A 26,493-nucleotide genomic window follows, 5' to 3' on the forward strand; every position below is an offset into this window, starting at 1 on the left:
TCGCCGCCACCCCGGCCCGCACCGGTTATGCCTTGCCGGCCCTGTGGTCGGCGATGCCGATGTATTGGGTGGTGGTGTATTCGGCGATGCCTTCGGTGCCGCCTTCGCGGCCAAGGCCTGAGTGCTTGACGCCGCCGAAGGGGGCGGCGGCGTTGGAGATGATGCCGGCGTTGAAGCCGACCATGCCGAATTCGATCTGTTCGGCCACGCGCAGGAGGCGGTTGAAGTCGCGCTGTAGAGGTAGGAGGCGAGGCCGTATTCGCTGGCGTTGGCCAGACGGATGGCGTCCGCCTCGGTGGCGAAGGTGGTGACGGGGGCGACGGGGCCGAAGATTTCCTGCCGGAGGATCGCGGCACCGTTCGGCACGTCACCGAGCACGGTGGGCTGGTAGAAGTACCCGGGCCCGTCCACGGGGGCACCTCCGGTGACGGCAACTGCCCCGGCGTCGACGGCGGCAGCCACGAGGGCGTGGACGTCGGCGCGGGCGCCGGCGTCGATGAGCGGGCCTACTTGCGTGTTGGGGTCGGTGCCGCGGCCGGTGGCCAGGTCGGCCATGACGGCGGCGAACTTGGCGGTGAACTCCTGTGCGACGGTTTCGTGGACGAGGAAGCGGTTGGCGGCGGTGCAGGCTTCGCCCATGTTCCGCATTTTGGCGGCCATGGCGCCTTCGACGGCGGCATCGAGGTCGGCGTCCTCGAAGACGATGAACGGCGCGTTTCCGCCCAGCTCCATGGAGGTCCGCAGCACGTTCTGCGCGGCGTCTGCCATGAGGCGCTTGCCCACGGGTGTGGAGCCGGTGAAGGAAACCTTCCGCAGGCGCGGATCTGCCAGCAGCGGCCCGGAGATCCCGGAGGCGCTGGAGGAGGCGACGACGTTGAGCACGCCGGCGGGTAGTCCGGCTTCCAGCATGGTCTGCGCGAAGTATTGGGCGGTGAGCGGGGTGAGTTTGGCGGGTTTGAGGACCATGGTGCAGCCTGCGGCGATGGCGGGGGCTACTTTTCGGGTGGCCATCGCGAGCGGGAAGTTCCAGGGGGTGATGAGCAGGCAGGGTCCGACGGGTTTGTGCTGGACGAGGATCTTGTTTTTGCCTTCGGGGGTGGTGAGGTAGCGGCCGTAGTCGCGGACGGTTTCTTCGGAGAACCAGCGCAGGAACTCTGCCCCGTAGGTCACTTCGCCGCGGGCTTCGGCCAGCGGTTTGCCCATTTCCAGGGTCATCAGCAGGGCGAAGTCCTCGGCGCGTGCGGTGACCAGGTCAAAGGCGCGCCGCAGGATGTCGGCCCGCACCCGGGGTGCGGTCCGCGCCCACGACGCCTGGGCTGCCTCCGCCGCGTCGAGCGCGGCGAGGGCGTCCTCGCTGGTGGCGGAGGCGAGGGTGGCGAGTACCTCCCCGGTGGCGGGGTCATGCACGTCGAACGTGCCGCCGTCGGACGCGTCCCGCCACTGCCCGCCGATCAGCAGGCCGGTGGGGACAGCGGCGAGGAGTGCGGCTTCACGCTCGGGTGAGATGGCAGGGGAGATCGCGGAAACGGTCATAGGGAGGAGTCCTTAGGATTTGTTGTCGGCAGGTCAGTAGCTGGCCGGAGTGTCGCCGTCGGACGGCTGTACATACTCGGCGGCGAGGGCTTCGGAGCCCCGGGCCAGCAGGGCGACGTCGGCGCCCACCAGGATGAAGGCGGCACCGGCGTCGAGGTAGGCGCGGGCCGTGGCGGGGGCGAAGGCGTTGACGCCGGCGGGCTTCCCTGCCGCTTTTGCGGCGGCCAGGCAGTGTTCGACGGCGGCGCGCACTTCGGGGTGTTCCTGCTGTCCCAGCAGCCCCATGGAGGCGGCAAGGTCGGAGGGGCCGACGAAGATGGCGGCCACGCCGTCGACCTTCAGGATGTCCTCCACCGCATCCACGGCTGCGGTCGATTCGATCTGTACGGTGACGCTGATGGTCTCCGCGGCACGGGCGAGGTAATCGGGCACCCGGTTCCAGCGGGCCGCGCGGGCCAGCGCGGACCCGACGCCCCGCACCCCCTGGGGCGGGTAGCGGGTGGCGGCCACTGCCGCCTCCGCCTCCGATACGGAATTGACCATGGGGATCAGCAGGTTCTGCACGCCGAGGTCCAGGTACTGCTTGATCACCACCACGTCATTCACGGGCGGGCGGACCAGGGTGTGGACGGGGTAGCCGTGGGTTGCCTGGAGCTGGGCAAGGATGGATTCGAGGCCGTTGGGGCTGTGTTCGGCGTCGACCAGGAGCCAGTCCAGGCCGGACCCGGCACAGATCTCGGCCACCAGCGGGCTGCCCGAGCACACCCACATCCCGGCCAGCGGACGGTTGGCCGCGGCGAGGGCGTCGCGGAAGGTGTCTCCTAGACGAAGCGGCATGTCACACTCCCGAGCGGTCCGTAGTCGGCGTGGACGGTGTCGCCCTTGTACACCCAGAGGGGCCGGGTGAAGGACCCTGCGAGGATGATGTCGCCGGCCTTCATGCTGTCGCCGTGGGCGGCGATCTTGTTGGCCAGCCAGTGCACGCCGTTGGCCGGGTGGTCCAGGACGCCTGCGGCGACTCCGGTTTCCTCCACGGTCTGGTTCTTGTAGAGGATGGCCGAGACCCAGCGGAGGTCCACGGCGTCCGGCTTCACCGGCCGGCCGCCCACCACCATGGCGCCCATGGCTGCGTTGTCGGAGATGGTGTCCACGATGGTCCGGCCCTCCATCTCAATGCGGGAATCGAGGATTTCGAGTGCCGGAACCACGTAGTCGGTGGCGTTCAGGACATCGAAGATGGTGCAGCCGGGTCCTTTGAGGCTGTCCTTCAGGACGAACGCCAGCTCCACTTCCACCCGCGGGTGGGTGTACTGATCCCACTCCACCGAGCAGCCGGTTTCCAGCACCATGTCATCGAAGATGGCACCGTAATCCGGTTCGGTGATGCCGGTGGCTGCCTGCATGGCCTTGGACGTGAGGCCGATCTTGCGGCCCACCAGGCTGCGGCCGGCGTCCTCGTTGCGGCGGCGCCACAGCTGCTGGACCGCGTAGGAATCCTCCACCGTCATGTCCGGATAACGGGCAGTCAGGCGGGGTATCGGAGTCCGGGACCGGCCGGCCTCCACGAGTTCGTCGGCGATCGCCTCGATTGTCTTCGGGTCAAGCATTGATGCGCTCCTCAGTGGTCCTGCGGGTCGGTGTTGGCTGGCAGGCGGCCGACCCGCACCTGCGGTGCGGGACCGGCCATGCTGTCAGGCTAGACCTGGGCTCCGAGTTTGAAGCCCACTGGATCGGTGCCTGCGGCCGCGCCTTCCTCTTTACGGGTGTAGGAGAAGCCGTCGGCGCCCACGGTCACGGCCATTTCGGATGCGTCGGTGCGCTCGATAACGGGCTGCGGGTTGCCGTCGAGGTCCAGGACCAGGGAGGCCTCGGTGTACCAGGACGGCACGACCGGGTTGCCCCACCAGTCGCGGCGCTGGTTGTCGTGCACGTCCCATGTGACGGTGGGGTTGTCCGGGTCGCCGGTGTAGTAGTCCTGGGTGTAGATCTCCACGCGGTGGCCGTCCGGGTCCAGAATGTAGAGGTAGAAGGCGTTGGAGACGCCGTGCCGGCCGGGGCCGCGTTCGATCCGGTCGGAGATGCGCAGGGCGCCCATCTTGTCGCAGATCTGGATGATGTTGTGCTTCTCGTGCGTGGCGAACGCGATGTGGTGCAGGCGGGGGCCGTTGCCGCCGGTGAGCGCAGTGTCGTGCACGGTCTGCTTGCGGTGCATCCATGCGGCGTACGTGACGCCGTCGGAGTCCTTGATGTCCTCGGAGACGCGGAAGCCGAGGTCCTCCAGGTACTTGCGGCCGCGGGGGACGTCCGGGGTGACCTGGTTGAAGTGGTCCAGGCGGACCAGTTCGCCGGCGGAGTAGAGGTCGTAGCGCTGGGTGAGGCGCTCCACGTGCTCCACCTCGTAGAAGAACTCGTACGGGAAGCCCAGCGGGTCCTCGACGCGGACGGAGTCGCCCACGCCCTTGGTGAAGCCGTCCTTGCGGCGCTCAGTCCGGCAGCCCAGTTCCTTGTAGTAGGCCTCAGCGGCGTCCACTTCCTCCGGGGACTTCACGCGGTAGGCGAAGGCTGCGGCAGCGGCCACGGGGCCCTTGCGCAGCACCAGGTTGTGGTGGATGAACTCCTCGAAGGAGCGCAGGTAGATCGTGTTCTCGTCCTCTTCCGTGACGTGCAGGCCCAGCAGGTCCACGTAGAACGCGCGGGACTTGGCCAGGTCGGTGACCACCAGTTCGAGGTAGGCGCAGCGGACGATGTCCGGGGCCGGGACGGAGGGCTTGGGGATGACGTTATTCATGGGATTCTCTCTTCGTTGAAAGGGGGTCTGGAATTACGCGCCGAATTTCGGCGTGTGGACGGAACCGAGCGTGATGTGCACGGCCTGCTGGTCGGTGTAGAAGTCGATGGAGCGGTAGCCGCCCTCGTGGCCCAGGCCGGAGGCCTTGACGCCGCCGAACGGGGTGCGCAGGTCGCGGACATTGTGGCTGTTCAGCCACACCATGCCGGCCTCGACGTTCTGGGAGAAGTTGTGCGCCCGGGTCAGGTTCTGGGTCCAGATGTAGGCGGCCAGGCCGTACTTTGTGTTGTTCGCCAGGGCGAGCGCCTCGTCGTCGTTCTCGAACGGGGTGATCGCGACGACGGGGCCGAAGATCTCCTCCTGGAAGATCCGCGCGTCGGGGGCGACGTCGGCGAACACGGTGGGGGCAATGTAGTTGCCTTCGGGCAGGTGCTCGGGGCGCCCGCCGCCGGCCAGCAGCCGGCCTTCGGACTTGCCGATCTCCACGTAGGAGGCCACCTTTTCGTAGTGCTCCGGGTGGACGAGTGCACCCACCTGGGTCTTGGGGTCGTGCGGATCGCCGACGACGATGTTCTTCGCGCGGGCCGCGTACTTTTCGCAGAACTCGTCGTAGATGGCGCGCTCGACGAGGATGCGGGAGCCGGCGGTGCAGCGCTCGCCGTTGAGGGAGAAGACACCGAACAGGGCCGAATCGATCGCGGCGTCAAGGTCGGCATCGGCGAACACGACGCAGGGGGACTTGCCGCCGAGCTCCATGGAGAGGCCCTTGAGGTTGGCGGCGGCGTTGCGGAAGATCGTCTGGCCGGTGGTGGTCTCGCCGGTGAAGGAGATCAGCGGGACGTCCGGGTGCTTGACCAGGGCGTCGCCTGCCTCCTCGCCGAGGCCGTTGACCAGGTTGAACACACCATCCGGGAGCCCGGCGTCCTTGAAGATGGTGGCCCAGAGCGAGGCCGAGAGCGGGGTGAATTCGGCGGGCTTGAGGACCACGGTGTTGCCGGTGGCCAGGGCGGGGGCGAGCTTCCAGGATTCGAGCATGAACGGCGTGTTCCAGGGGGTGATGAGCCCGGCGACGCCGATCGGCTTGCGGTTCACGTAGTTGATCTGTGAACCGGGGACCTTCATGGCGTCATCAAACTGCGCCACAATAAGGTCCGCGAAGAAGCGGAAGTTCTCCGCCGCGCGCAGGGCCTGGCCCTTGGCCTGGGTGATCGGCAGGCCGGTGTCGAAGGTTTCGAGTTCGGCGAGGCGCGCTTCCTGGGCTTCGACGGCGTCGGCAATCCTGTTCAGAACCCGGGCGCGTTCCCGCGGCTTCATCTTCGGCCACGGGCCGCTGGTGAACGCTTCGCGGGCGGCGGCGACAGCGAGGTCGATGTCCTCCTTCTGGCCCGCCGCGGCGGTGGCGTAGTTGGTGTTGGACACCGGGTCCAGGACGTCGAAGGTCTTCCCGCCCACGGAATCAACGAATTTGCCGTTGATGTAGTGCTGGATGTGGGTGGGCAGGTTTTCGGGGATGTAGTGCGTCTTGGTTGCTTCGGCAGCGAACGTCATCGTTTTCTTCCTTACTGCTGTGGGGTCTGGTGGTCGCTTGCGGAGGCCAAATAGGCGTCCAGGGTGGCGCTGCGGTGGAGCCGTGCTGCTTTTTCGATGGTGTCGGCGTCGGCGCCGCTTTCAATGAGTTTCAGGAGGGCTTCGTGTTCGTCCACGGACTGGTGCGCCCTGCCGGGGACGAAGCGGAACGTGGACGACCGCAGGGATGCCAGCCGGTTCCAGCCCCGATGGACCAGGTCCAGGATGTGCGGGTTGGGGCAGTGCTCGAACAGGACGCTGTGGAAGTCCTGGTTCAGCTGCGTGAACCGGACCGGATCAAAGTGCTGCAGGCAGGCTCGCATGTCCTCGTTCACCGCACGGGCACGGGCGATGTCCGCTTCGCCGATCAGTGGAGCTGACAGTGCGGTGGCCGCGCCCTCGACAATGCTCAGGGTCTGCATTGTATAGAGGTATTCGGTGGGATCGATCCCGGACACCGTGGCGCCGACGTTCCGCTCGAACTTCACCAGCCCCTCTGCTTCGAGGCGGCGGATTGCCTCTCGGACCGGGACCACGCTGACGCCCAGGTCGTCGGCGATCTTGGCCAGCACCAGGCGATAGCCGGGGGAGTACGTCCCGTCGACGATGCGGCCCTTCACGGCTTTGTAAGCCTGCTCGGACTTGCTGCCGGTGGCGGTGGCAGTCGCCCTGCCTGCGGCGGTGGCGGTCTCAGTCATTGGCCTTGCCTGCTTCCCATTGCTTCCCATTCCTCATACTTGGCACGCCATTCCGCGTTCAGCGGGTAGAGCCCGTCCACGCTGTGGCCCTGCTGCACCATCTCGGCGATGAACACTTCCTCGCGTTCCTGGGCGATGGAATCGTCGGCAAGTTCCTCGGCGAGTGCCGGCGGGATGACCAGGATGCCGTCCGAGTCGGCCACGATGATGTCGCCGGGCTGCACTGTGGTGCCGCCGCAGGCGATGGTGATGTCCGTGTCCCACGGGATGTGCCGGCGGCCCAAAACGGCCGGATGCGGGTTGGAATAGTAGGTGGGCATGTCCATGGCGGCCACGGCCGAGAAGTCACGGACCCCGCCGTCGGTGATGATGGCTGCGGCGCCGCGGACCTGGGCACGCAGGGCCAGGATGTCGCCGATGGTGCCGGTGCCCTTTTCTCCGCGGGCCTCCATCACCAGGATCTCGCCCTCGTTGACGGAGTCGATGGCCTTCTTCTGGGCATTGAAACCGCCGCCGTGGGCCTTGAACAGGTCCTCGCGGTTGGGCACATAGCGGAGGGTCCGGGCCAGGCCCACCACGCGCTTCTCCGGCCGGGTAGCCTGCAGGCCGTCGATGCTGACGTTATTCAGGCCGCGCTTGCGCAGCTGGGAGGACAGGGTTGCGGTGCAGACGCTTTCGAGCTTCGCCTTCAGCACGGGGGAGAGGGCCGGCGCCGCCGGTGCCTGGTCATGCCCGACGGCGGCGAGACCTGCCGCTTCCCGCGAGCCGTAGGCTTCCTCCCGCTGCAGGTCATCCGTCTTGGGCTGGGCGCCAAAGTCGGCGAACGGCGTCGAACCTTCCTCCACGCGGGTGACGAGGCGCCCGGTGGTCAGCCCCCCGTCCTCTGCACCGGCGGCACTGACTTCAACCTCGACGACGTCGCCGGGCTTGGCAACGGACGCGCCCGCCGGTGTGCCGGTCAGGATGATGTCCCCCTCTTCGAGGGTCAGCAGCTGGGACAGGTCCGCCACGAGCCGGGCGAACGGGAAGAGGAGGTCCCCGGTGGTGTCGTCCTGGACGAGTTCGCCGTTGTGCCAGGTGCGGATGCGCAGTTTGGCGGGATCCACGGCGTCGGCGGGGATCAGTCCCGGGCCGACCGGGGTGAAGCCGTCGCCGCCCTTGGACCGGAGATTGGAGCCCTTGTCCGCGTAACGGAGGTCGTAGACACCCAGGTCGTTGCTGGCGGTGACCCACTCGACGTGGCTCCAGGCGTCCTCGAGGCCGACGCGGCGGGCAGGCTTGCCGATGATCAGGGCGATCTCGCCTTCATAGCCGAGCAGTTCGCAACCGGCCGGCCGCTCCACGGTTGACGGGGCTGCTGCCGGGCCGAGGGCCAGCGACGACGGCGGCTTGAGGAAGTAGGAGGGCTGCTCCGGCGTGCGGCCGCGCTGGGCCGCCCGGCTGGGGTAGTTGATGTGCACCGCGATGACCTTGCGGGCCGCGGCCAGGAGGTGGTCGTTGACCTGTTCCAAGAGTTACTCCTCATCGAGTACGAAATCGTATACGAAACACTATGGCCCGGATTGTGGAATCCGTCAACGCCCTAAGGCCCAAAATTCAGGCACTTGTCGTCCTGGTCACATCTGCCGTACAGTGGTGACTCAGATCCCGTATTTCGAATATAGAACTCTGAATTCTAATATCGATCAGCCTTTGGCGGCGACAGACAGCCACACAGTGAAGTGAGGAAAGCCCGTGCAGTTCCACCACCACGGTTACGTATCCGGTGACCCCCGAGTCCAGCCGGCCGCCGGCGTCGGCATCGACCGGCCCGCGCAGCTTCCCGACGAAGTGGACGTGCTCATCGTGGGTTCCGGCCCCGCCGGCATGCTTGCTGCCGCCCAGTTGTCCCAGTTCCCGGGCATCACCACGCGCATCGTGGAGCGTCGGCCCGGCCGGCTGGCCATCGGCCAGGCCGACGGCATCCAGGCCCGCAGCGTCGAAACGTTCCAGGCCTTCGGCTTCGCCGAGCGCATCATTGCCGAGGCGTACCGGATCACCGAGATGGCGTTCTGGAAGCCGGACACCGAGAACCCCGCGAACATCGTCCGCACCGCCCGCACCCTCGACGATCCGGCGGGCATCAGTGAATTCCCGCACCTCATCGTCAACCAGGCCCGCGTGCTGGATTACTTCGCCGAGGTCATGGCCATGTCACCCACCCGGATGACCCCCGACTACGGACTGGAGTTCCGCGGACTGGAGGTCACCGGGCAAGGCGAGTACCCGGTCGCCGTGACGCTGGCCCACACCGCCGGCCCCGACGAGGGGCGGGAACGGACGGTTCGGGCCAAGTACGTCGTCGGCGCGGACGGCGCCCGCAGCAAGGTCCGCACGTCCATCGGCTGCACCATGGCCGGCGACCAGGCCAACCATGCGTGGGGCGTCATGGACGTGCTGGCCTCCACGGACTTCCCCGACATCCGCCTCAAGTGCGCCATCCAGTCGCATGACGGCGGCAGCATCCTGCTGATCCCGCGCGAGGGCGGCCATCTCTTCAGGATGTACGTCGACCTTGGCGAGGTCCCGGCAGATGACCACGGGGCCGTCCGCAAGACCACCATCGAGCAGATCATCGCCAAGGCCAACGCCATCATCCGCCCCTACACACTCGACGTGCGCGACGTCGCCTGGCACAGCGTGTACGAGGTGGGCCACCGACTCACCGACAGGTTCGACGACGTCCTCCCGGAGGAGCTCGGCACCCGCACGCCGCGCGTTTTCATCACCGGCGACGCCTGCCACACTCACAGCGCCAAGGCAGGCCAGGGCATGAACGTCTCCATGCAGGACGGCTTCAACATCGGCTGGAAGCTGGGCCACGTGCTCGAGGGCCGGAGCCCGGAAAGCCTGCTCTCCACCTACTCCGCAGAGCGCCAGGTGGTGGCGAAGAACCTCATCGACTTCGACAAGGTGTGGTCGACGCTCATGGCGAAGAAGCCGGAGGAGTTTGAGAACCCCTCCGAACTGGAGGACTTTTACGTGCGCACCGCCGAGTTCCCCGCGGGCTTCATGACCGAATACGCACCGTCGATGATCGTAGCCGAGGCCACGCACCAGGGCCGGGCCACCGGTTTCCCGGTCGGCAAGCGCTTCAAGTCCGCGCCCGTTGTGCGGGTCTGCGACACCAACCCGCTGCACCTCGGCCACCAGGCCAAGGCCGACGGCCGGTGGCGGATTTACGTCTTCGCCGACGCCGCAGCCCCCGTTACGGGGCAGCGGGGCAGGGGACAGCAGGGTACGGGGACGCCCACCGATCACTTCGCCGAGTGGCTCGCGAACTCGCCGGAATCACCGCTGGCGGCCACGCCGTCGGGCGCTGACGCTGACGCATGGTTCGACGTGAAGGTGATCTACCAGCAGGACCACACGAACATCGACATCAATGCCGTTCCGGCGGCCTTCAAGCCGCAGGTGGGCCCGTTCCAGCTGACCTACCTGGAGAAGGTCTTCGCCACCGACCCGGCGTCCGACATCTTCGAACTGCGCGGCATCGACCGCGGCGGCGTCGTCGTGGTGGTGCGCCCGGACCAGTATGTGGCAAACGTCCTGCCCCTGACGGCGACTGCAGAGCTCGCCGCATTCTTCGCGCCCCTCCTGCCAGACCGGCTGCGGTCCGCCTGAGCGGCAGCGCTAAAACATAGGAGTTTTAATGTCATCGTCCCAAACCGCGGGTGCACCCCCGCGCCGCCAGCGCATGAGCCAGGACGACCGCCGTGTCGTCGCCGGCACCATGGTCGGCACCACCATTGAGTGGTATGACTTTTTCATCTTCGCGCAGGCAGCGGGAATCGTCTTCGCCAGCCTCTACTTCAAACCTCTGGACACCGACAGTCCCGGCCTGGCCCAGCTCGTCTCGTGGGCAACCATCGGTGTCAGCTTCTTCTTCCGGCCCTTGGGCGCGGTGATCGCCGGACGCCTGGGTGACAGGGTCGGGCGGAAGGCCATGCTCGTCTTCACCCTGGTGATGATGGGTGCGTCCACTGCCCTGATCGGCTTGCTCCCCACCTATGCCCAGATCGGCGTCTGGGCTCCGGTCCTGCTGATGGTCCTGCGCATTCTGCAGGGATTCTCCGCCGGCGGCGAATGGGGTGGCGCAGCGCTGATGGCAGTGGAACACGCGCCTGTGAACAAGCGCGGCTTCTGGGGCGCCTACCCGCAGATCGGTGTTCCGGTCGGCATGATCCTGGCGACGCTGGTGCTCTTCCTGCTCCGGCTCTCCATGTCCCCGGAGCAGTTCCTGGAATGGGGATGGCGGATACCGTTCCTGCTGTCCGTCGCCCTGATTGTGCTCGGCTACTTCATCCGGTCCGCGGTGTCGGAAAGCCCGGTCTTCAAGGAAATGGTCGAGCGCAAGCGCGAGTCGGCCACGCCGCTCACACAGCTGCTGCGGACGAATAAGGTGCAGGTCGTCCTGGCCGCTGTCATCTTCATCGGCAACAACGCCGCCGGATACCTCGTGATCGCCTTCCTGTCCTCCTACGCGCAGAAGACCCTGAAGATGGAAGCGTCGCCCGTACTGCTGGCCACGCTGCTCGCCTCGTTCGGGTGGCTCGTGTTCACGCTGTACGGCGGTGCGCTCTCGGACAGGATCGGCAGGGTCCGGACCTTCCAGATCGGCTACGTGCTCATCTTCGCCTGGATGATCCCGATGTTCCTGCTGATCGACACCCGCAACATCTGGGCCTACGGCGCGGCGATTTTCATCCTCACCGTCGGCCTGGGCCTCTCCTACGGACCGATGTCAGCCATGTACGCGGAGATGTTCCCCGCCAGCGTCCGCTACTCCGGCATCGGAATCGGCTACGCCCTCGGCTCGATTCTTGGCGGCGCCTTCGCTCCGCTTCTCGCCGAAGCACTGTTCAAGGAGACCGGCTGGTCAGGCTCCATTGGCCTCTACATCATGGGGCTCTGTGTAATTTCGTTCATCGGAGTCACCCTGGTCAAGGAAACCAAGGGCGTTTCCCTTGCAGCAGACACGGAGGAGCAGGCTGAGCCGGCTGTGACGCACTAACTGTCATTCCAACAAAAGGATGCCGGCGCCCCTGACGGGCGCCGGCATCCTTTCTGCTGCTTTGGTAATGCTGCTTTGGCAGTGCTGCCTCGTACTGTGCCGGCCTACTTGTAGACGCGGACCCAATCGACCTGCATCTGCGAGGTGGCAGGGGCACCGCCGTCGGGGAACCAGTCAAGCTGCAGCGTCTGCTGCATGGCGCCGGAGGGCTGGTGTGCCGGGTCCGTGTCAGTGAAGGTCTTCACTCCGTCGACGTAGCCGGTGATGCCGGCTGGAGTCCACTCGACCGCGTAGTTGTGCCACTGCGTGGTGTCAACGGCGTAGGACGACTGCGTCTGGAAGTTCGAGCCGCCGCATTCGTAGTGCAGGAAGAACTTGATCTTGGAGGTCTTGCTGCCACCCTCGGCGTAGTCAATCTCGTCACACGTGGAGGACGGCTTGGTGGGCCAGAGGATCAGGACCGGGTGGTACTGCGGGTCCCGGGCGTTCGTCTTCATACGGGTTTCCCAGCGTCCGTACTTCTGCCGTGCAAACTTTGCGGACATGCCTCCGGTGGTTCCGGCTGAGTCGCCCGTAACTGTGGCCACACCGTTCGCCACTGACCATGCCTTGGGGCTGCGGATGCCGTTCCCGGCGTGGCCGGCGCTGTCGTAGACGCCCCACTTTGCGGGATCCGGCGCACCGGTGTTGGAGAATTCGTCACCGGCCACAACAGGACCCCAGCCCAGCGTGGTCGCGGCCTGCTTCCCGTCGCCGGCAGCGGGTGCTGCCGCCACGTTGGCAGCGGGTACGGCCTTGCCCTGCGGGGCCACGGGCGCCTTTGCCGGTGCCGGCTTGGGGGCCGGCTTCGGTGCCGGCGGCTGGGGTGCGGCGGCCGGGGCAGCTGCCGGCTCCGGTGCGCTCGCAGGTGCCAGCTCAGGCTTGGCAGCGGGAGCCTTGGCGGCCGGAGCCTTGGTGCTTGGCTTCGGAGCAGCCTTGACTGCCGGGGCGGTGGCCTCGCCCGTGGAAGCCGGCGCGGCCTGGGCGGAAAGTCCCTCGCTTGAGGCGTCAGGGGCTGAAGCCCCGATGCCTGTGGGGGCAAGGCTGCATCCGGTCAGGGACAGCGCGCCAACCGTAATTACTGTGGCTAGTTTCTTGTTGAACAAAAAAACCCCTCCGGGGCGTAAACAGGCGCACGCGGCAGCCACATCGAAGTGGTGACGCGCGCCTGAAGCTTCTTGTAGTCCCTGTCAGGGGACCCGAGCAACCTTGTGCCGCTCGTCGCATCCGGCCCCAAAGATCGGGCGTCCGGGGCCCGATGTCCGGGCCAGGCAGTCAGTTACGTTACTAATTCGTAATAAAGGCCGCAAGCCGGCGTCCAACCGGCCGGTTCGGAGCCGCAGGGGTCGGCAGCCACTCCTATCCACCAGTGACCTGCGCAAACGTCCTGTCTGCCGCGCCGTTGCATCCGGTCCGTCATGTGATTAACGTCGCATTGTGCCGGCAGTAAGAAGCCGCCATCGCTTTTGCGACGGCGGCTCCGGTATGTGGTGTCCTCGTGTTGCCCGGCTGGGCGGCTCCTTAGCCGTTGATGACCTGGGGAACGGCGACGGCCTTGAGGCCCTCAACGCCGAATTCCAGGCCGTAGCCGGATTGCTTGGCGCCGCCGAAGGGGACGCGGGGGTCTACGGCGCCGTGCTTGTTGATCCAGACGGTGCCGGCCTGGATGCGGGCGGCGACCTTGCGGGCCTCGGGGAGGTTGGGGGACCAGACGGAGGCGCCGAGTCCGACGTCGAGCGCGTTGGCCTTTTCCACTGCCTCGTCCACGGTGCTGTAGCGGATGATCGGTAGCGCGGGGCCGAACTGTTCCTCGGCGACGAGCGGGTTGTCGTTGTCGATGTCGGCGACGAGCGTGGTGGGGTAGAAGTAGCCGGGCTGGTCGGGGTCGGGGTTGCCGCCTACGAGCACGCGTGCGCCGGAGTCGCGGGCGGCCTCGACGAGGCGGGTCACGACGTCGTACTGGGCTTTGTTCTGCAGCGGGCCGAGGACGTTGTTCTCGTCGAGGCCGAGGCCCATGGGCATGGCCGCGGCAACCTTGGTGAGCTCTTCGCAGACGGCATCGTAGATGTCGTCGTGGACGTAGAGGCGCTTGAGGGCGGCGCAGGTCTGGCCGGTGTTGATGAAGGCGCCCCAGAAGAGGTCCTGGGCGATGGCTTTGGGGTCGGCGTCGGGCAGGACGATGCCGGCGTCGTTGCCGCCGAGCTCGAGGGTGAGGCGTTTGACGGTGCCCGCAGAGGATTTGATGATCTCCCTGCCGGCGTCGGTGGAGCCGGTGAACATGACCTTGCCGATGGCGGGGTGTTCGGCCAGGCGGGCACCGACCTTGCGGTCGCCGGAGACGACGGTGAGGAGGCCTTCGGGGAGTTCCTCGTTCAGGACCTTGGCCAGCGCCAGGACGGACAGCGGGGTCATCTTGGAGGGTTTGACCACGACGGCGTTGCCCATCCGCAGGGCGGGGGCGATCTGCCAGATGGTGATCATCATGGGCCAGTTCCAGGGGCCGATGGCGCCGACGATCCCGATGGGGCGGTAGTGCAGTTCGGCGTACGTTTGGCCGTCGTCCACCACGGTTTCCGGTGCCAGCGGGGTGGTGGCTGCGGCGCGCAGCCAGGCGGCGCACGCGCCGACTTCGAAGCGGGCGTTGGGGCCGTTGAGCGGTTTGCCCTGCTCGCGGGAGAGCAGGCGGGCGAGTTCTTCGGCGGACCGTTCGACGGCGTCGGCTGCTTTGAGCAGCGCCGCGGACCGGGCGTCGTGGCCCAGGGCTGCCCAGGCCGGCTGGGCTGCCTGGGCGGCGGCGATAGCCCCCTCGAGATCTTCAATGGTGTGGACGGGGGCTTCACCGACAACGGTGCCGGTGGCGGGGTCAAGGATGGTCCGGGTCGCGCCGGCGGCCGGGGTGATCGAGGCCAGCAGGGCGTCGTAGGTTTCCATGGGTACTCCACTTCGAGTAGGTGGTGCGCACGGCCAGCGTGGCCGGAGGCTGTGTCTCGAGTCTGCCCGGCTGGTCCTGAACCGTCTTGTGTATCCGCGAACGGCTCTTGACCTCAGGCGAACAGCTGCCGAGGGCGCCGCCTACGCCCGCCCGTCCGCGCCGGTCCGGAGCAGCAGCACGTCGTGAACTTCTTCCAGCGACGCGGCGATGATGGCGCGGTCCACCCCGGCCAGATACTGGAGAACCAGGCCATCAAGGCAAGCAAACAGGGTCCGGGCTACTACCTGGACGTTATGCGTCAGCCCGGAAGCAGTCAGGCTGTCGGCCAGGGCGCTGACGTAATTCTCGTAGAGGGCGGAGACCGCCGCGGCGAGCTCGGGCCGCCGGCGCGCCTCCAGGATCATCTCGTACTGGAAGACCTGCAGTTCCGGTTCAGCGAGCAGCAACTCCAGAAGTGACTCGGTAAAGGAATGGCCGAGTGCGGCGGCTTCACGGAGCTTGGACGCACTGATCGACTGCTCGGCAGCCCAGTCCAGGGCCGCCGCGATCAGGGCGTCGCGGGAGCCGAAGTGGTGAGCCACCAGCGTATTGTTCACGCCGGCGGCCTCCGCGACCGAGCGGTACGTGAGGCCACGCAGCCCCTTCGCGGCCACCACGGCGACGGCGGCGCGGAGCAGCGCTTCCTTTCCCGTCCCGTATTTGGACGGCGGGGCAGGTGCAGCGGAGGGCTTCATATGCCGAGTCTAGCCAGTGCTCCCGGCTTTTCGAGGGGCTATTGACTTAAAACTAAGCGTTTGCTTAGATTTCTGGACCGGTGGTGATGCAGCTCACTGTTCCTGCAGTCCGACCCGCCACCTCCGTTGGAAACCCGAACCTGCCCGGCCGGAACGCCGGGTCCCCGCACATCTGGAGCCACAGTGTCAGAAACCCCTGCTTTCACCACGTCGTCTGCCCTCGACCCGAACAAGAATGAACCCTTCGAACTCGGCAAGGTCCAGTGGGTCCGCCGCTTCGGGGAGGGGGACCGCCCCTCGCTCGCCTGCGGCTACTGGCATGTGACGCCCGCGGAGGCGCCGGAGCCGTTTGACCTGGCCATCCACGCAGACGAAACGATTTCCATCATCCAGGGCCACCTGCGGATCGAAGTGGAGGGCGGGGACACCTACGACCTCACTGCAGGTGGCGCCGCGTCCTTCAACAAGGGCGCGCGCACCAGATGGGCCGTCCTTGCGCCCACCGTCGAATTCTTCGTGTACTCCTAGGCGGCCGCGATGAAACGCGAACTGTACGATGTCGTCGTGGTGGGCGCCGGCTTCGCCGGGATCACCGCCGCCCGCGAGCTCAGCAGGCAGGGGCTCACGGTCCATATCGTCGAAGCACGGGACCGGATCGGCGGGCGGACCTGGCTGGACCACCGCCTGGGACGGGACCTCGAAATCGGCGGCACCTGGGTGCACTGGACACAGCCGTATGTCTGGGCCGAACTGAAGCGCTACGGGCTGGACACCACGCCCAGCCCCGAGCCGGAACGGGCGTTCTGGTGGGCGGACGGGCGCCGCCATGAGGGAGGGCCGGATGAGCTGCTCGCACTCATTGGCCAGACAAACGGAGAGTTCGTCCAGGACGCGCGCAAGTATTTCCCGGAGCCCTTCCGCCCACTGGCACGCGACGAGTTCAAGGCGATAGACGACGTGTCCGTCCAGGACAGGATCCGTGAACAGTTCCCTGCCGGAGCGCCGCGGGACATCCTCGAATCCTTCTGGGCGCTGAACTTCAACGGGCCGCTGGAAAATGCGGCGCTGACCCAGGCCCTGCGCTGGGTTGCCCTGACCAACGGCGATTGGGCGGTGAACTTCGAAGCGTGCGCCACCTACAAGATCGTTGGCGGCACTGCCGCCCTGGCTGCTGCAATGTTCGCGGATTCCGGGGCCGGCATCGAGCATGGCTTCACCGTGGAAACTGTCGCGGAAGACGCCGGCGTGGTCAGCGTCCGCAGTACGGACGGGCGGACGGTGCTGGCCCGGTCGGCGATTGTCACCGTTCCGCTGCATGCCCTCAAGGCAGTGGCCTTCGAGCCGCCGCTGCCCGCGGCCAAAGCAGAAGGCTCCAGCCTGGGCCAGGTCTCCCGGGGTGCGAAGGTCTGGTTCAGGCTCCGCGGCGAACATGCCCCCTTCATTGCGCTGGGGGGCGCCGAGTGGCCCTTGAATTTCTTCCAGGTCGAATACGCGCTCGACGGCGACACGATTGGCGTCGGTTTCGGCCCTGACGCTTCAAAGATCGACGTCGAGAATCCGGCCGCAGTCCAGGAACAGCTCACCCGCCTCGTGCCGGGAGCCGAGGTTGCTGCAGTGGCCAGCCACAACTGGGTGGATGACCCGCTGTCTGGTGAAACCTGGCCCATGCACCGGACCGGCTACCTCTCGACCTGCCTCCCCGCCATGCAGGCGGCCCACGGCAGGGTCCTGTTTGCCGGCTCCGATATAGCCAACGGCTGGGGCGGGTTTATTGACGGCGCAATCGAGAGCGGCATGGAAGCTGCCCACGATGCTGCGTCCCTGCTGGCAAGCCCAGCAGCCCCGGGCGTGACTGCGCTCAGGGACAACAACTGATCGCTGCACGACAAGGCACAGCCGGGTTCCGGTGTCATTCTGGATTTCATGGCGCATCTCACAGGCGCCCCCACATCAGCTAAGCCACGGACAAAGAAGCCCGGCACGGCAGGCGTTTCGCAGCGCCTCACAACATCCGCACTCATGACCGACAAGAAGGATCCAATGAGTATTTCGAATCCCGAATCCCGGACCGCAGAACCAGGTTCCCGCCAGGAGCACTCCACCGCCCTGCGCGCAGGAAGCATCGGAGTTCTGGGCATCCTGTTCTTCGTCCTGTCCGCGCAGGCCCCGCTGACCGGAATCGTCGGAGCAGCCCCCTTGGCCGCCGCGCTCGGCAACGGTGCAGGCGCCCCGGGCGCCTATCTCATCGTCGGTCTCGTCATTGTTATCTTCGCCGTCGGCTTCGTCGCCATGAGCCGGAAGGTGCAGACCAACGGCGCCTTTTACGCCTATGTCACGGCGGCGTTCGGACGCAAGGTCGGCGCCGGCGCGGCATGGCTTGCCCTGCTGGCCTACAGCACCGTGCAGGCAGCGATGTACGGGCTGTATGGGGCGGCCTTCTCCGGGCTGCTGGCATCTGCCGGGATCGCTGTCCCCTGGTGGCTGCTCGCACTCGTGACCATGGCCGGCGTCCAGGTACTGGGCTCCATGAACATCGAACTTGGTGCCCGTGTGCTGGCTGTTCTGGTGGGCCTGGAAGTGGCGATTCTCGTGATGTTTGGCTTCTCAGTCCTCTTCCGCGGCGGCGGACCCGAGGGCCTGAACATCGCCGCCTCGTTTGCGCCGGAGGCCATTGCGGGCGGCGCTCCGGGCGTTGCCATCATGTTTGCCGTGGCCTCCATGTTCGGTTTTGAATCCACGGCCATCTACTCCGCTGAGGCCAAGGACCCGCACAGCACGGTCGCACGGGCCACCTATCTCTCCGTGGGCATCATCGCCGTTTTCTTCTCCTTCATCACCTGGATGCTGGTCAGCTTCTACGGACCTTCACAGGTGGTAGCCGCTGCGGGAGCCGCCCTGGAATCGGGCGACGCCACGTCCTTCGTGATAGGCCCCATCGTGGAACTGTTCGGACCGTGGGCGGGCGTCACCGCCGGAGTCCTGCTGGTGACCTCCCTGCTGGCCGGCATCATTGCCTTCCATAACGGCATCAACCGCTACCTTCATTCATTGGCGTTGCGCGGCTCCATGCCGGCCGTCGTGGCCCGGACCAACAGGCACCGCGCGCCCGCAGCCGCGGCTTGGATCCAGACCATCGTTGCAGCCCTGCTCGTGGCGCCCTTTGCGCTGCTGGGACTGGACCCCGTGCTGACATTGTTCTCCTGGTTCAGCGGCCTCGCCGTCGCGGCCCTGCTGGTGCTGTACATGCTGTGCTCGCTCGCCGTCGTCGGCTATTTCCGCCGGGAGCGGGTGGCCGGACAGCACTGGCAGACCCTCATCGCCCCGGCGCTCGCCTCCGTGCTGCTGGCATGGGTCCTCTACCTGGTGGTCAGCAACTTCACCTCACTCATCGGGGGAAGTGCAGAAACGGCCACGGGGCTGCTGGCGGCTGTTCCCGTGATTTTCCTCGCCGGCGTGCTGGTGGAGATCGGGGTGGAGAAGCGGGTCCGGATCCTAGAGCCTGAGCTGGCCGGGTAAGGGGCTGTCGCCGGTAGCGGCGGCGGTAGCGACGGCGATAGCGGCGCGGGCGGCAATTCGCCGCCCGCGCCTGGCGAGGCCGCCGGCCAGCAGCAACAGCCCCAGCAGCAACAGCGCAAGGAGAGATGCCGCCGCCGCTGCCGCCGCCGCCGTCGGATCTCCCGGCCACTGGCCGGTGATACCCAGGACCGCCGGCGCCGTGGCCGAAGCCTGGCTCGTGAGGACCAGCGACCAGCCGATGAGCGGTCCCAGCCGTTCGAAGCCGAGGGCCAGGTGCAGGAAGAACAGCAGCCAGAGGTAGGCCCAGCACACCCACAGGACGGCCAGGAGCAGATCCTGGCCGGACCAGGAGGCAGCAAGAAAGAGGCCGCAACCGGCCACCAGCCCGCAAAAGCAGCCGAGTCCCTTGGACCCGAGCGCCAGCAGGACATCCAATCCCACGTACACATAGGTCAGTCCAAAGAGGAACATCCCGGACGCGCCAAGAAGCGATTGCGTTCCACCGCCGGCACTCACCCCGGCGGCACTCACATGGATGACGGCCAGGACCAGTTGGATGCTTCCGGTCAACAAACTGAAGACGGCGGCGTCCCGGCGGGGGAGGGTGCCCAGCAGTGCCAGTCCGTTGATCAGGAGCGCGGCGCCGGAGAGAAGAAGGCAGATGTGGGTCACGGCCTGGCGTCCTTAGGGCGCGCCACTGCGGGGCTGTATTTCATGTCGTGAAATGTTTCGGTCACGATATGAAATGCTACTGGCGTGCGGTGGAACTTCCTTGAGAGCGTCAGTCGCAATCCGTTGGATCGGAGCTAACTGCGCGGCTTGTAAGGCTGCGGGGCTTGTAAGGCTGCGGGGGCGTCAGGCTGGTCAGGCTGCCGAGGGCTGCGCGGGGTTGCCGGGATTCAGGCGCCCCGGCGCCAGTCGCTGGGGGACTGGCCATATGCGTCGCGGAACGTGCGGCTGAAATGCGCAGCATCCACGAAGCCCCAGCGGGCGGCGACGGCACTCACCGGCATGCCGGAGTGCAGCGGGTCACGAAGATCCCGCCGGGTGCGCTCCAGCCGCTGGCTCCTGATCCAGCTGGCAACCGTGGTGCCCGATTCCTGGAAGACGTTGTGCAGGTGGCGGGTGGAAATGAAATGGGCCGCCGCAATGCTGGCCGGCGAAAGCTGCGGGTCGGCGAGGTTTGCTTCGATGTATTCGCGGACCGAGGTTGCGAGCAGCGTCTGCGGCTTCATGCGGTCCTGGGCCACGTCCAGCTCCGAGTGGAGCATGGTCGAGACGAGGTCCAGGGCGTTTGCCGCCAGCCTGGTGCCGCTGGGACCGTTGAGGGCTTCAAGGTTCGCGGCGAGCTGGGTGATGAACGGCCCCACTATGCTCGTCAGGCCGTGGCCGGCGGCCAGCCGCACGGCCGAAAGCTGCCCCACATAGTCGGAGGGCAGCGACAGTGAATCGTGCGGAAACATGACCACCAGCACCCTGGCCTGGTCTTCGAAGGCCAGGGTGTACGGGCGGTTGGTGTCGTAAATGGCCAGGTCGCCGGGGCGCAGCAGGGCCTCGCGGCTGTCCTGGACCAGGAGGCCGGTGCCCTCCAGCTGGAGGTTGAGCTTGAAGTAGCGCTGGTCCGACTGCGCCAGCAGGGCCGGCGTCCGGTGGACGGTGTGGCCCGTGGCCGACACCTCCACGATGCACATGCGGTCCACCACACGGGAGCGCATCCTGCCGCGGAACGCATCGGCGTCACCGGTCTCGGCCGCCAGCGGCACGAAGGATTCCGCCACGAGGTGTCGCCAGTGGTCGAACGAGGTGGCCACAGTGGTTTTGAGGTCGTGGCCCGCGGGGCGGGTTGTGGTTGCAGACATGGTGTTCCTGACGCCGGGAGGCCATCTGAATGGGAGTGCCCATGCTGTGTCCTGGGACACAGTCATTTCAGGTTAGCGCCGCCGCGCCGCTCCTGTCATCTTTTTTCCACATATGTTGAAAAAAATTATGGACCGGCCTGGAGTAGTGCCAGAAAGCCTTCCAGGTCGTCGCTTAGGCCGCGGTCCACCTGCCCCTCCGGGGCCAGCGCCGCGGCTATCTGGGCGCCCAGCAGCATGTTCAGCAGGCTTCCGGCAATGGCGCGGTCCCCGACGGCGGAGCTTACCTCGCCGTTCTCCCTCGCCTGGGCAAGGTGCTCGAGGATGGCGGCATGCCACTGGTCCATGGAGTCCCTGTGGATGGCCGCCTTTTCTGCGTCGATGATGGCCTTTTGCCAAAAGGGAATCACGATGCGCGCCTCATGGACGCGCTCCTCGTCCAGCGGCAGCACCTCGAGGGCAAATGCCCTCAGGGCTGCGATGCCCGTTTTCCCGGCGGTGACTTCCGCGATGCGCTCGTTCGTCCTGTTGAAGACATGGCCGAAGGCGAAAGTAAGCAGGGTGTCCTTCGTCGGGAAATAGGGCTTGAGGGCACCGTTGGCAAACCCTGCCTCGGTTGCGATCTCGCGCATGGTGGCACCTTCGATCCCAAGCCGGGCGATGATCCGCCAGGTGGCGTCCACCAGCTCCAGCCGGCGCTCGTCGTGATCAACAATCTTTGGCACGCAGCCGCTCCCCAGGAAATTCTTTTGGCGCAAGACCCTTGTGACTCATCTTACGTACGGTTATTCTCTACAACTATAGAAAATAAAAACCCGACCCGCCAAGAGTCCCGGACAGAAGGCCGCCATGACGCCCTCCCTCACAGATGTAGCCACCCCGTACCGCCTGGCAACGGCCGCTGAAATCACCGATGTGCAAAGCATTCTTCGTGCGGCCGGGCTCTTTGGCCCGGAGAAGCGCACCGCCTACCTCGGCCTGCTGGATCCGGTGCGCGGCGCGGGTGCCGAAACTGCGGACCGCCGGTTCCGGATATTCCTCCATGACGTATCGGGCGCGGCGCCAATCGACGTCACGGTCTCGCTTGCGGCGCGCGAGGTGATTTCCGCCGTCGAACTGGACACTGCCGCCACCGGCGAGCTTCCCGTCCTTGAAGAGGAATTCGAAGTCGTCGAGCAGCTCCTGGCCTCGGATGAACGGTGGCTGAAGGCGCTCGCCTCGCGGAACCTGAACGTCAACAAGGTCCGCGTGGCCCCGCTGTCGGCCGGCGTGTTCGAGTATCCGGAGGAAAAGGGTCGGCGCATCCTGCGCGGACTGGCCTTCGTGCAGGAGTTTCCCGAGGACAGCGCCTGGGCCCACCCGGTAGACGGGCTGGTCGCCTACGTGGACGTGGTCAACAAGGAAGTCACGCAGGTGGTCGACACCGGCATCTTCCCCGTGCCCGCCGAGCACGGCAACTACACGGATCCGGAACTGACCGGACCGCTGCGGGCCACCCAGAAGCCGATCAGCATCACCCAGCCCGAGGGCCCCAGTTTCACCGTCACCGGCGGAAACCATGTCGAGTGGGAAAAGTGGAGCGTTGACGTCGGCTTCGATGTCCGCGAAGGCGTGGTGCTGCATAATCTCGCCTTCCGGGACGGGGAACGGCTGCGTCCCATCATCAACCGGGCCTCCATCGCCGAAATGGTGGTTCCGTATGGAGACCCGTCCCCGATCCGGTCCTGGCAGAACTACTTTGACACCGGGGAGTACCTGGTGGGCCAGTATGCCAACTCCCTGGAGCTCGGCTGCGACTGCCTCGGCGAGATCACCTACCTCAGCCCGGTCATCAGCGATGCCTTCGGCAACCCCCGCGAAATCCGCAACGGCATCTGCATGCATGAGGAGGACTGGGGCATCCTGTCCAAGCACAGCGATCTCTGGTCCGGCATCAACTACACCCGCCGGAACCGCCGTCTGGTGATCTCCTTCTTCACCACCATCGGCAACTACGACTACGGCTTCTACTGGTACCTCTACCTCGACGGCACCATCGAATTCGAAGCCAAGGCCACCGGCGTCGTCTTCACATCAGCCTTCCCGGAAGGCGGCTCGGACAACATCTCCCAGCTCGCGCCGGGGCTGGGGGCACCCTTCCACCAGCACATCTTCAGCGCCCGCCTGGACATGGCAATCGACGGATTCACGAACCGCGTCGAGGAGGAGGACGTGGTCCGCCAGGCCATGGGCCCCGGCAACGAACGGGGCAACGCGTTCTCCCGCAAGCGCACCGTGCTGGCCCGCGAGTCCGAAGGTGCCCGCGAGGCCGACGCCAGGGCGGGCCGGACCTGGATCATCTCCAACCCCGAATCCCGCAACCGACTGGGCGAGCCGGTGGGCTACAAACTGCACTCCCACAACCAGCCCACCCTGCAGGCCGATCCGGAATCCTCCATCGCCCGCCGGGCCGCGTTCGCCACGAAGGACCTGTGGGTCACCCGCTACTCGGAAGACGAGCGTTACCCGACGGGCGACTTCGTCAACCAGCACTCCGGCGGTGCCGGCCTGCCCGCCTACGTCGCCCAGGACCGCGACATCGACGGCCAGGACATCGTCGTCTGGCACACGTTCGGGCTCACCCACTTCCCCCGCGTCGAGGACTGGCCCATCATGCCCGTGGACACCGTCGGGTTCAAGCTCCGCCCCGAAGGATTCTTTGACCGCAGCCCGGTCCTGGATGTTCCGGCCTCTGCCCGGCCCTCCGGCGGACACTGCCATGGCTGATCATGCTGCGTTGCTTGCGGGCATGAGTCCGCCAACTGTCCTGGGCGGCATGCTCCACTCCCGCGTCTGCGCCCTGGTGACGGCCGCGTCCTGTATCGCTCACGTGTGGTTTGCGGCCGGAAACCATCACGCGGTATGGCTCAGTGCCCTGATGCTCGCGATGGTGGCGGTCTGCCTGCCGTGCGCCCTGCACCTTTGGCGCTGCAGCAACGTCGCGGCGCTCCACCGGATCATGGCCTCCGCCGTCGGAATGGCGGCGGTCCATACCTTCCTGCTGTTGGCGTCGGGCCGGTCAGCCCACAGCCACGCGGCGGCCGCTCCGGCGGGCGGCCTGGCAGGGTCCGCGGGCGGCGCGGGGGAGTCCGCCGCCGTCGTCATGCTGTTGGTTATCGCTTTGGAAATGACGACGGCGTTCCTCGCCGCAACGCTGGTGGCGCGACTGCGTACGCGTGGCTGGCGCGAACCGGTACGGCGCGAACTGGCACGCAATGACCTCAAAGTGGAGATTTGCGGGCATTAGCTGCACATTCGCGCTTCAAGCTTCGCGCTTAGGTGCCGAACAGGCCGATGACCAGGGCCATGACCAGGTATGTCACGAGCTCATGGGCGCAATTCAGCATGGTGAGTCCGGCCGGCCGGCCTTCGAAGGCGTCGTGCGTGATGAAGCGGGCGGCGGTGAATCCTGCCCAAAGTATGACGGCGGTGATCACTGAATTGGCGAGGAAGCTGCCCCCGTAGAATTCCTGGGCGATGGCAACCGAGCCGGCAAGAACGAGGGCACTGACGAAGCTGACAACGAGAGTGATCAGGATCGGTTTGATCGCGTCTTTTCCCTCGCCGCTGGGCGTGACCTTGGCCGTGCGCATCCAGTAGTTGCCGAAGACCTTGGGCGTGTACCAGATCGACCCCACGACCATGGTCGACAGCGTTGCCACCAGGACCGCCCAGATGTTGATTTCAGGAACCATGTTCTACTCCTCAATCAGTGCTCGTTGACCCTCGTCGATGTCCAGGCTTCAATCGTCCATCATTCAGGGTGCCAAATGGCGGTACCCGGAGCCGAAATGAACCAGCGGATCGGGGGCTTCTGCCGGGGAAGCGCCGCTGCCCATGGCGAGAACCTCTCCCACCACGAGCAGGTGGGTGGCGGCGGAATGGATGGCGACAGTGCGCAGCTCGAAGTAGGCCAGGGCGCCGTCGAGGATCGCTGATCCGGTGGCGGGGCCCCGCCGGAACGGGATTTGGGCAAGCAGTCCCTGCAGGGGCGTCCCCGGACTCGCGAGCCAGTCCGCTGCCCCCCGGTGCCTGCCGGACAGCAGGCTCAACGCCCAGGTACCCGCCTCCTCAACGGCCTCGCCGATGCGTGACTCCGCGTAAAGGCTGACCAGCATCGTCGGCGGCTCGTAGGAGACGGAGAGGAATCCGCTCACTGTGGCGGCATAGTCGCGGTTGCGCAGCGTGGTGGAAACGACGGCGACGCCGGCCGCGATGTCGGCGCTCAGCCGGCGGTAAAGATCGATGTCCGCGTCCGTCGGGCCGCCGGCCAGACGGTGGGCGTCCAGGCGTCCGGGGGTCTCCATACGGGACATCGTGCCACATGGCTGGTGCACTACGACTGTGGCGCAGCTAACGCAATGGAGACCCAGCATATGTAAGTCAAAATCCCGCCGTCGTTAATCTTCCGTTCACCTTGGACCCCATTGCGCGTTACCTCAGACCCATACCTTGAATGAAGGTACAGAACGTACGCATCCCCCATTCGGACGTCTCCGGTCCGGATCGCATCAGAAACCCTGGAAGGGGTACACCCAGTGAAGGCACTCCGCTTCGGCCGCCACGCGGCACTCGCTGTTATCGCCGCTGGCGCACTCGCGCTCACCGCCTGTGGTTCCGATAACGCCACGAACACCCCGGCAGGCACCCAGACCGCCGCCGGAACCAAGGTCACCGGAACCCTTACGGGCATCGGCTCCTCCGCGCAGGGCGCAGCCATGGACGTATGGAAGACGAACTTCGCCGCCGCAAACCAGGGCGCCACCGTGCAGTACTCCCCGGACGGTTCCGGCGCGGGGCGCAAGGCCATCCTCGACGGTTCGGCCCAGTTCGCCGGTTCCGACGCTTACCTGAAGGACGAGGAACTCACCGCGTCCAAGAAGGTGTGCGGTCCCGAGGGTGCCATCGACATCCCGGTCTACATCTCGCCGATCGCAATCGCGTTCAACGTGCCGGAGGTAACCGAACTCAACCTGGACGCCACCACCGCCGCCAAGATCTTCCGCGGCGAGATCGCCAAGTGGAACGACCCCGCCATCGCCGCCCTGAACCCGGACGCCAAGCTCCCGGACCTCAAGGTGACGCCGGTCAGCCGCTCTGACGACTCCGGCACCACCAAGAACTTCACGGAGTACCTCGCTGCTGCGGCCCCCGAGGTCTGGAAGGACAAGGCCGACGGCGTTTGGCCTGCCTCCCTCAAGGGCGAGAACGCCAAGGGCACTTCCGGTGTGGTCAAGACCGTCACCGACACCCCGGGTGCCGTGACCTACGCAGATGACTCCGCTGTCGGCGGCAAGCTGGGCACCGCCCAGATCAAGGTCGGCTCCGAGTTCGTCAAGATCTCCCCGGAAGCCGCCTCCAAGGCCGTGGACGCCGGCAAGCCTGTTGCAGGCCGCGCAGAAATCGACACCGCCATCGACCTGGACCGCACCACCACTGAGTCCGGCGCCTACCCGATCGTCCTCGTCTCCTACCACGTCGTCTGCGCCACCTACGACAAGCAGGAAACGGTTGACCTGGTCAAGGCTTTCGAGAAGTACGTCGTCTCTGAAGAAGGCCAGAAGGCTGCCGCTGAGTCCGCAAAGTCGGCTCCGCTGTCCGCCGCCCTGACCGAAAAGGCTACCAAGGCCATCGAGGCCATCAAGGTCAAGTCGTAAAGTTTTATTGAGCGCCGAAGTTCCCCGTTCCGCCGCAAGGCAGGGCGGGGAACTTAGGCGTGTAATCCGCAAACTCTCCACG

At 66.4% G+C, this 26,493-nt stretch carries 22 protein-coding genes and 1 pseudogene; 8 read left to right on the forward strand and 15 right to left on the reverse strand.

The features are described 5' to 3' along the window. Window positions 1-25: 25 nt before the first annotated feature. From AC6CH3_RS03115 to AC6CH3_RS03145, 7 genes and pseudogenes are all read right to left on the reverse strand, one after another. A pseudogene (locus AC6CH3_RS03115) lies at window positions 26-1,533 on the reverse strand (NAD-dependent succinate-semialdehyde dehydrogenase). Between the two features lie 33 nt (window positions 1,534-1,566). Then, complete coding sequence (locus AC6CH3_RS03120; RefSeq protein WP_498131062.1) at window positions 1,567-2,370, reverse strand: HpcH/HpaI aldolase family protein; 804 nt, start codon at window positions 2,368-2,370, stop codon at window positions 1,567-1,569. Further along, entirely contained in the window at window positions 2,355-3,140 is a 786-nt protein-coding gene (gene hpaH, locus AC6CH3_RS03125; protein WP_498131063.1) for a 2-oxo-hept-4-ene-1,7-dioate hydratase, read from the reverse strand. Before hpaH ends, AC6CH3_RS03120 begins: the two co-directional genes overlap by 16 nt. Before the next feature lie 89 nt (window positions 3,141-3,229). Beyond that, complete coding sequence (hpaD, locus tag AC6CH3_RS03130; protein ID WP_498131064.1) at window positions 3,230-4,321, reverse strand: 3,4-dihydroxyphenylacetate 2,3-dioxygenase; 1,092 nt, start codon at window positions 4,319-4,321, stop codon at window positions 3,230-3,232. A 33-nt stretch (window positions 4,322-4,354) separates the two neighbouring features. Then, on the reverse strand, window positions 4,355-5,869 hold the full coding sequence (hpaE, locus tag AC6CH3_RS03135) for a 5-carboxymethyl-2-hydroxymuconate semialdehyde dehydrogenase (protein WP_400577380.1): 1,515 nt from the start codon (window positions 5,867-5,869) through the stop codon (window positions 4,355-4,357). An 11-nt stretch (window positions 5,870-5,880) separates the two neighbouring features. Then, complete coding sequence (locus tag AC6CH3_RS03140) at window positions 5,881-6,585, reverse strand: GntR family transcriptional regulator (protein ID WP_498131065.1); 705 nt, start codon at window positions 6,583-6,585, stop codon at window positions 5,881-5,883. Beyond that, entirely contained in the window at window positions 6,582-8,096 is a 1,515-nt protein-coding gene (locus AC6CH3_RS03145) for a fumarylacetoacetate hydrolase family protein (protein WP_498131066.1), read from the reverse strand. Before AC6CH3_RS03145 ends, AC6CH3_RS03140 begins: the two co-directional genes overlap by 4 nt. 223 nt (window positions 8,097-8,319) lie before the next feature. Between AC6CH3_RS03145 and AC6CH3_RS03150 the strand changes: the two genes are divergently transcribed. Further along, entirely contained in the window at window positions 8,320-10,248 is a 1,929-nt protein-coding gene (locus tag AC6CH3_RS03150; protein ID WP_498131067.1) for an FAD-binding monooxygenase, read from the forward strand. Window positions 10,249-10,276: 28 nt separating this feature from the next. Then, window positions 10,277-11,638: an MFS transporter gene (locus AC6CH3_RS03155; RefSeq protein ID WP_498131068.1), complete on the forward strand. Its 1,362-nt coding sequence runs from the start codon at window positions 10,277-10,279 to the stop codon at window positions 11,636-11,638. A gap of 104 nt (window positions 11,639-11,742) precedes the next feature. Here the strand turns inward: AC6CH3_RS03155 and AC6CH3_RS03160 are convergent, their stop codons facing one another. From AC6CH3_RS03160 to AC6CH3_RS03170, 3 genes are all read right to left on the reverse strand, one after another. Next, complete coding sequence (locus AC6CH3_RS03160) at window positions 11,743-12,783, reverse strand: glycoside hydrolase family 16 protein (protein ID WP_498131069.1); 1,041 nt, start codon at window positions 12,781-12,783, stop codon at window positions 11,743-11,745. Between the two features lie 415 nt (window positions 12,784-13,198). After that, entirely contained in the window at window positions 13,199-14,608 is a 1,410-nt protein-coding gene (locus AC6CH3_RS03165) for an aldehyde dehydrogenase family protein (protein WP_498131070.1), read from the reverse strand. 141 nt (window positions 14,609-14,749) lie between these two features. Continuing rightward, on the reverse strand, window positions 14,750-15,343 hold the full coding sequence (locus tag AC6CH3_RS03170; RefSeq protein ID WP_498131071.1) for a TetR/AcrR family transcriptional regulator: 594 nt from the start codon (window positions 15,341-15,343) through the stop codon (window positions 14,750-14,752). A gap of 183 nt (window positions 15,344-15,526) precedes the next feature. Here AC6CH3_RS03170 and AC6CH3_RS03175 point away from each other — a divergent pair, with 183 nt between their 5' ends. The 3 genes from AC6CH3_RS03175 (at window position 15,527) to AC6CH3_RS03185 (ending at window position 18,859) form a co-directional block, all read left to right on the forward strand. Beyond that, entirely contained in the window at window positions 15,527-15,871 is a 345-nt protein-coding gene (locus tag AC6CH3_RS03175; RefSeq protein ID WP_498131072.1) for a cupin domain-containing protein, read from the forward strand. A 9-nt stretch (window positions 15,872-15,880) separates the two neighbouring features. After that, window positions 15,881-17,218, forward strand: coding sequence for a flavin monoamine oxidase family protein (locus tag AC6CH3_RS03180; protein ID WP_498131073.1), 1,338 nt, complete (start codon window positions 15,881-15,883; stop codon window positions 17,216-17,218). A 165-nt stretch (window positions 17,219-17,383) separates the two neighbouring features. Further along, window positions 17,384-18,859 carry an APC family permease gene (locus tag AC6CH3_RS03185; RefSeq protein WP_498131074.1) on the forward strand — a complete coding sequence of 492 codons (1,476 nt, stop codon included), beginning with the start codon at window positions 17,384-17,386 and terminating at the stop codon, window positions 18,857-18,859. On the opposite strand, the gene AC6CH3_RS03190 is transcribed toward AC6CH3_RS03185, so the two are convergent. The 3 genes from AC6CH3_RS03190 to AC6CH3_RS03200 all read right to left on the reverse strand — a co-directional run bounded on the left by AC6CH3_RS03190 (window position 18,836) and on the right by AC6CH3_RS03200 (window position 21,440). Next, on the reverse strand, window positions 18,836-19,531 hold the full coding sequence (locus AC6CH3_RS03190) for an AmiS/UreI family transporter (RefSeq protein ID WP_498131075.1): 696 nt from the start codon (window positions 19,529-19,531) through the stop codon (window positions 18,836-18,838). The genes AC6CH3_RS03185 and AC6CH3_RS03190 overlap by 24 nt on opposite strands. Window positions 19,532-19,758: 227 nt before the next feature. Next, entirely contained in the window at window positions 19,759-20,718 is a 960-nt protein-coding gene (locus tag AC6CH3_RS03195) for an AraC-like ligand-binding domain-containing protein (protein WP_498131076.1), read from the reverse strand. A 125-nt stretch (window positions 20,719-20,843) separates the two neighbouring features. Then, complete coding sequence (locus tag AC6CH3_RS03200) at window positions 20,844-21,440, reverse strand: TetR/AcrR family transcriptional regulator (protein ID WP_498131077.1); 597 nt, start codon at window positions 21,438-21,440, stop codon at window positions 20,844-20,846. Between the two features lie 124 nt (window positions 21,441-21,564). Between AC6CH3_RS03200 and AC6CH3_RS03205 the strand changes: the two genes are divergently transcribed. Together AC6CH3_RS03205 and AC6CH3_RS03210 are read left to right on the forward strand one after the other, a co-directional pair. Continuing rightward, window positions 21,565-23,481, forward strand: a complete 1,917-nt coding sequence (locus tag AC6CH3_RS03205; protein WP_498131078.1) for a primary-amine oxidase — start codon at window positions 21,565-21,567, stop codon at window positions 23,479-23,481. 22 nt (window positions 23,482-23,503) lie between these two features. Then, a complete protein-coding gene (locus tag AC6CH3_RS03210) occupies window positions 23,504-24,001 on the forward strand; it encodes a hypothetical protein (protein WP_498131079.1) in 498 nt (165 codons plus the stop codon). Between the two features lie 28 nt (window positions 24,002-24,029). On the opposite strand, the gene AC6CH3_RS03215 is transcribed toward AC6CH3_RS03210, so the two are convergent. Beyond that, window positions 24,030-24,449 carry a DUF1761 domain-containing protein gene (locus tag AC6CH3_RS03215; protein WP_498131080.1) on the reverse strand — a complete coding sequence of 140 codons (420 nt, stop codon included), beginning with the start codon at window positions 24,447-24,449 and terminating at the stop codon, window positions 24,030-24,032. 63 nt (window positions 24,450-24,512) lie between these two features. After that, on the reverse strand, window positions 24,513-25,061 hold the full coding sequence (locus AC6CH3_RS03220; RefSeq protein ID WP_498131081.1) for a flavin reductase family protein: 549 nt from the start codon (window positions 25,059-25,061) through the stop codon (window positions 24,513-24,515). Window positions 25,062-25,292: 231 nt separating this feature from the next. Here AC6CH3_RS03220 and pstS point away from each other — a divergent pair, with 231 nt between their 5' ends. After that, on the forward strand, window positions 25,293-26,411 hold the full coding sequence (gene pstS, locus AC6CH3_RS03225; RefSeq protein WP_498131082.1) for a phosphate ABC transporter substrate-binding protein PstS: 1,119 nt from the start codon (window positions 25,293-25,295) through the stop codon (window positions 26,409-26,411). Window positions 26,412-26,493: the final 82 nt, after the last annotated feature.

The sequence above is a fragment of the Arthrobacter sp. GQ119 genome, assembly GCF_059759125.1.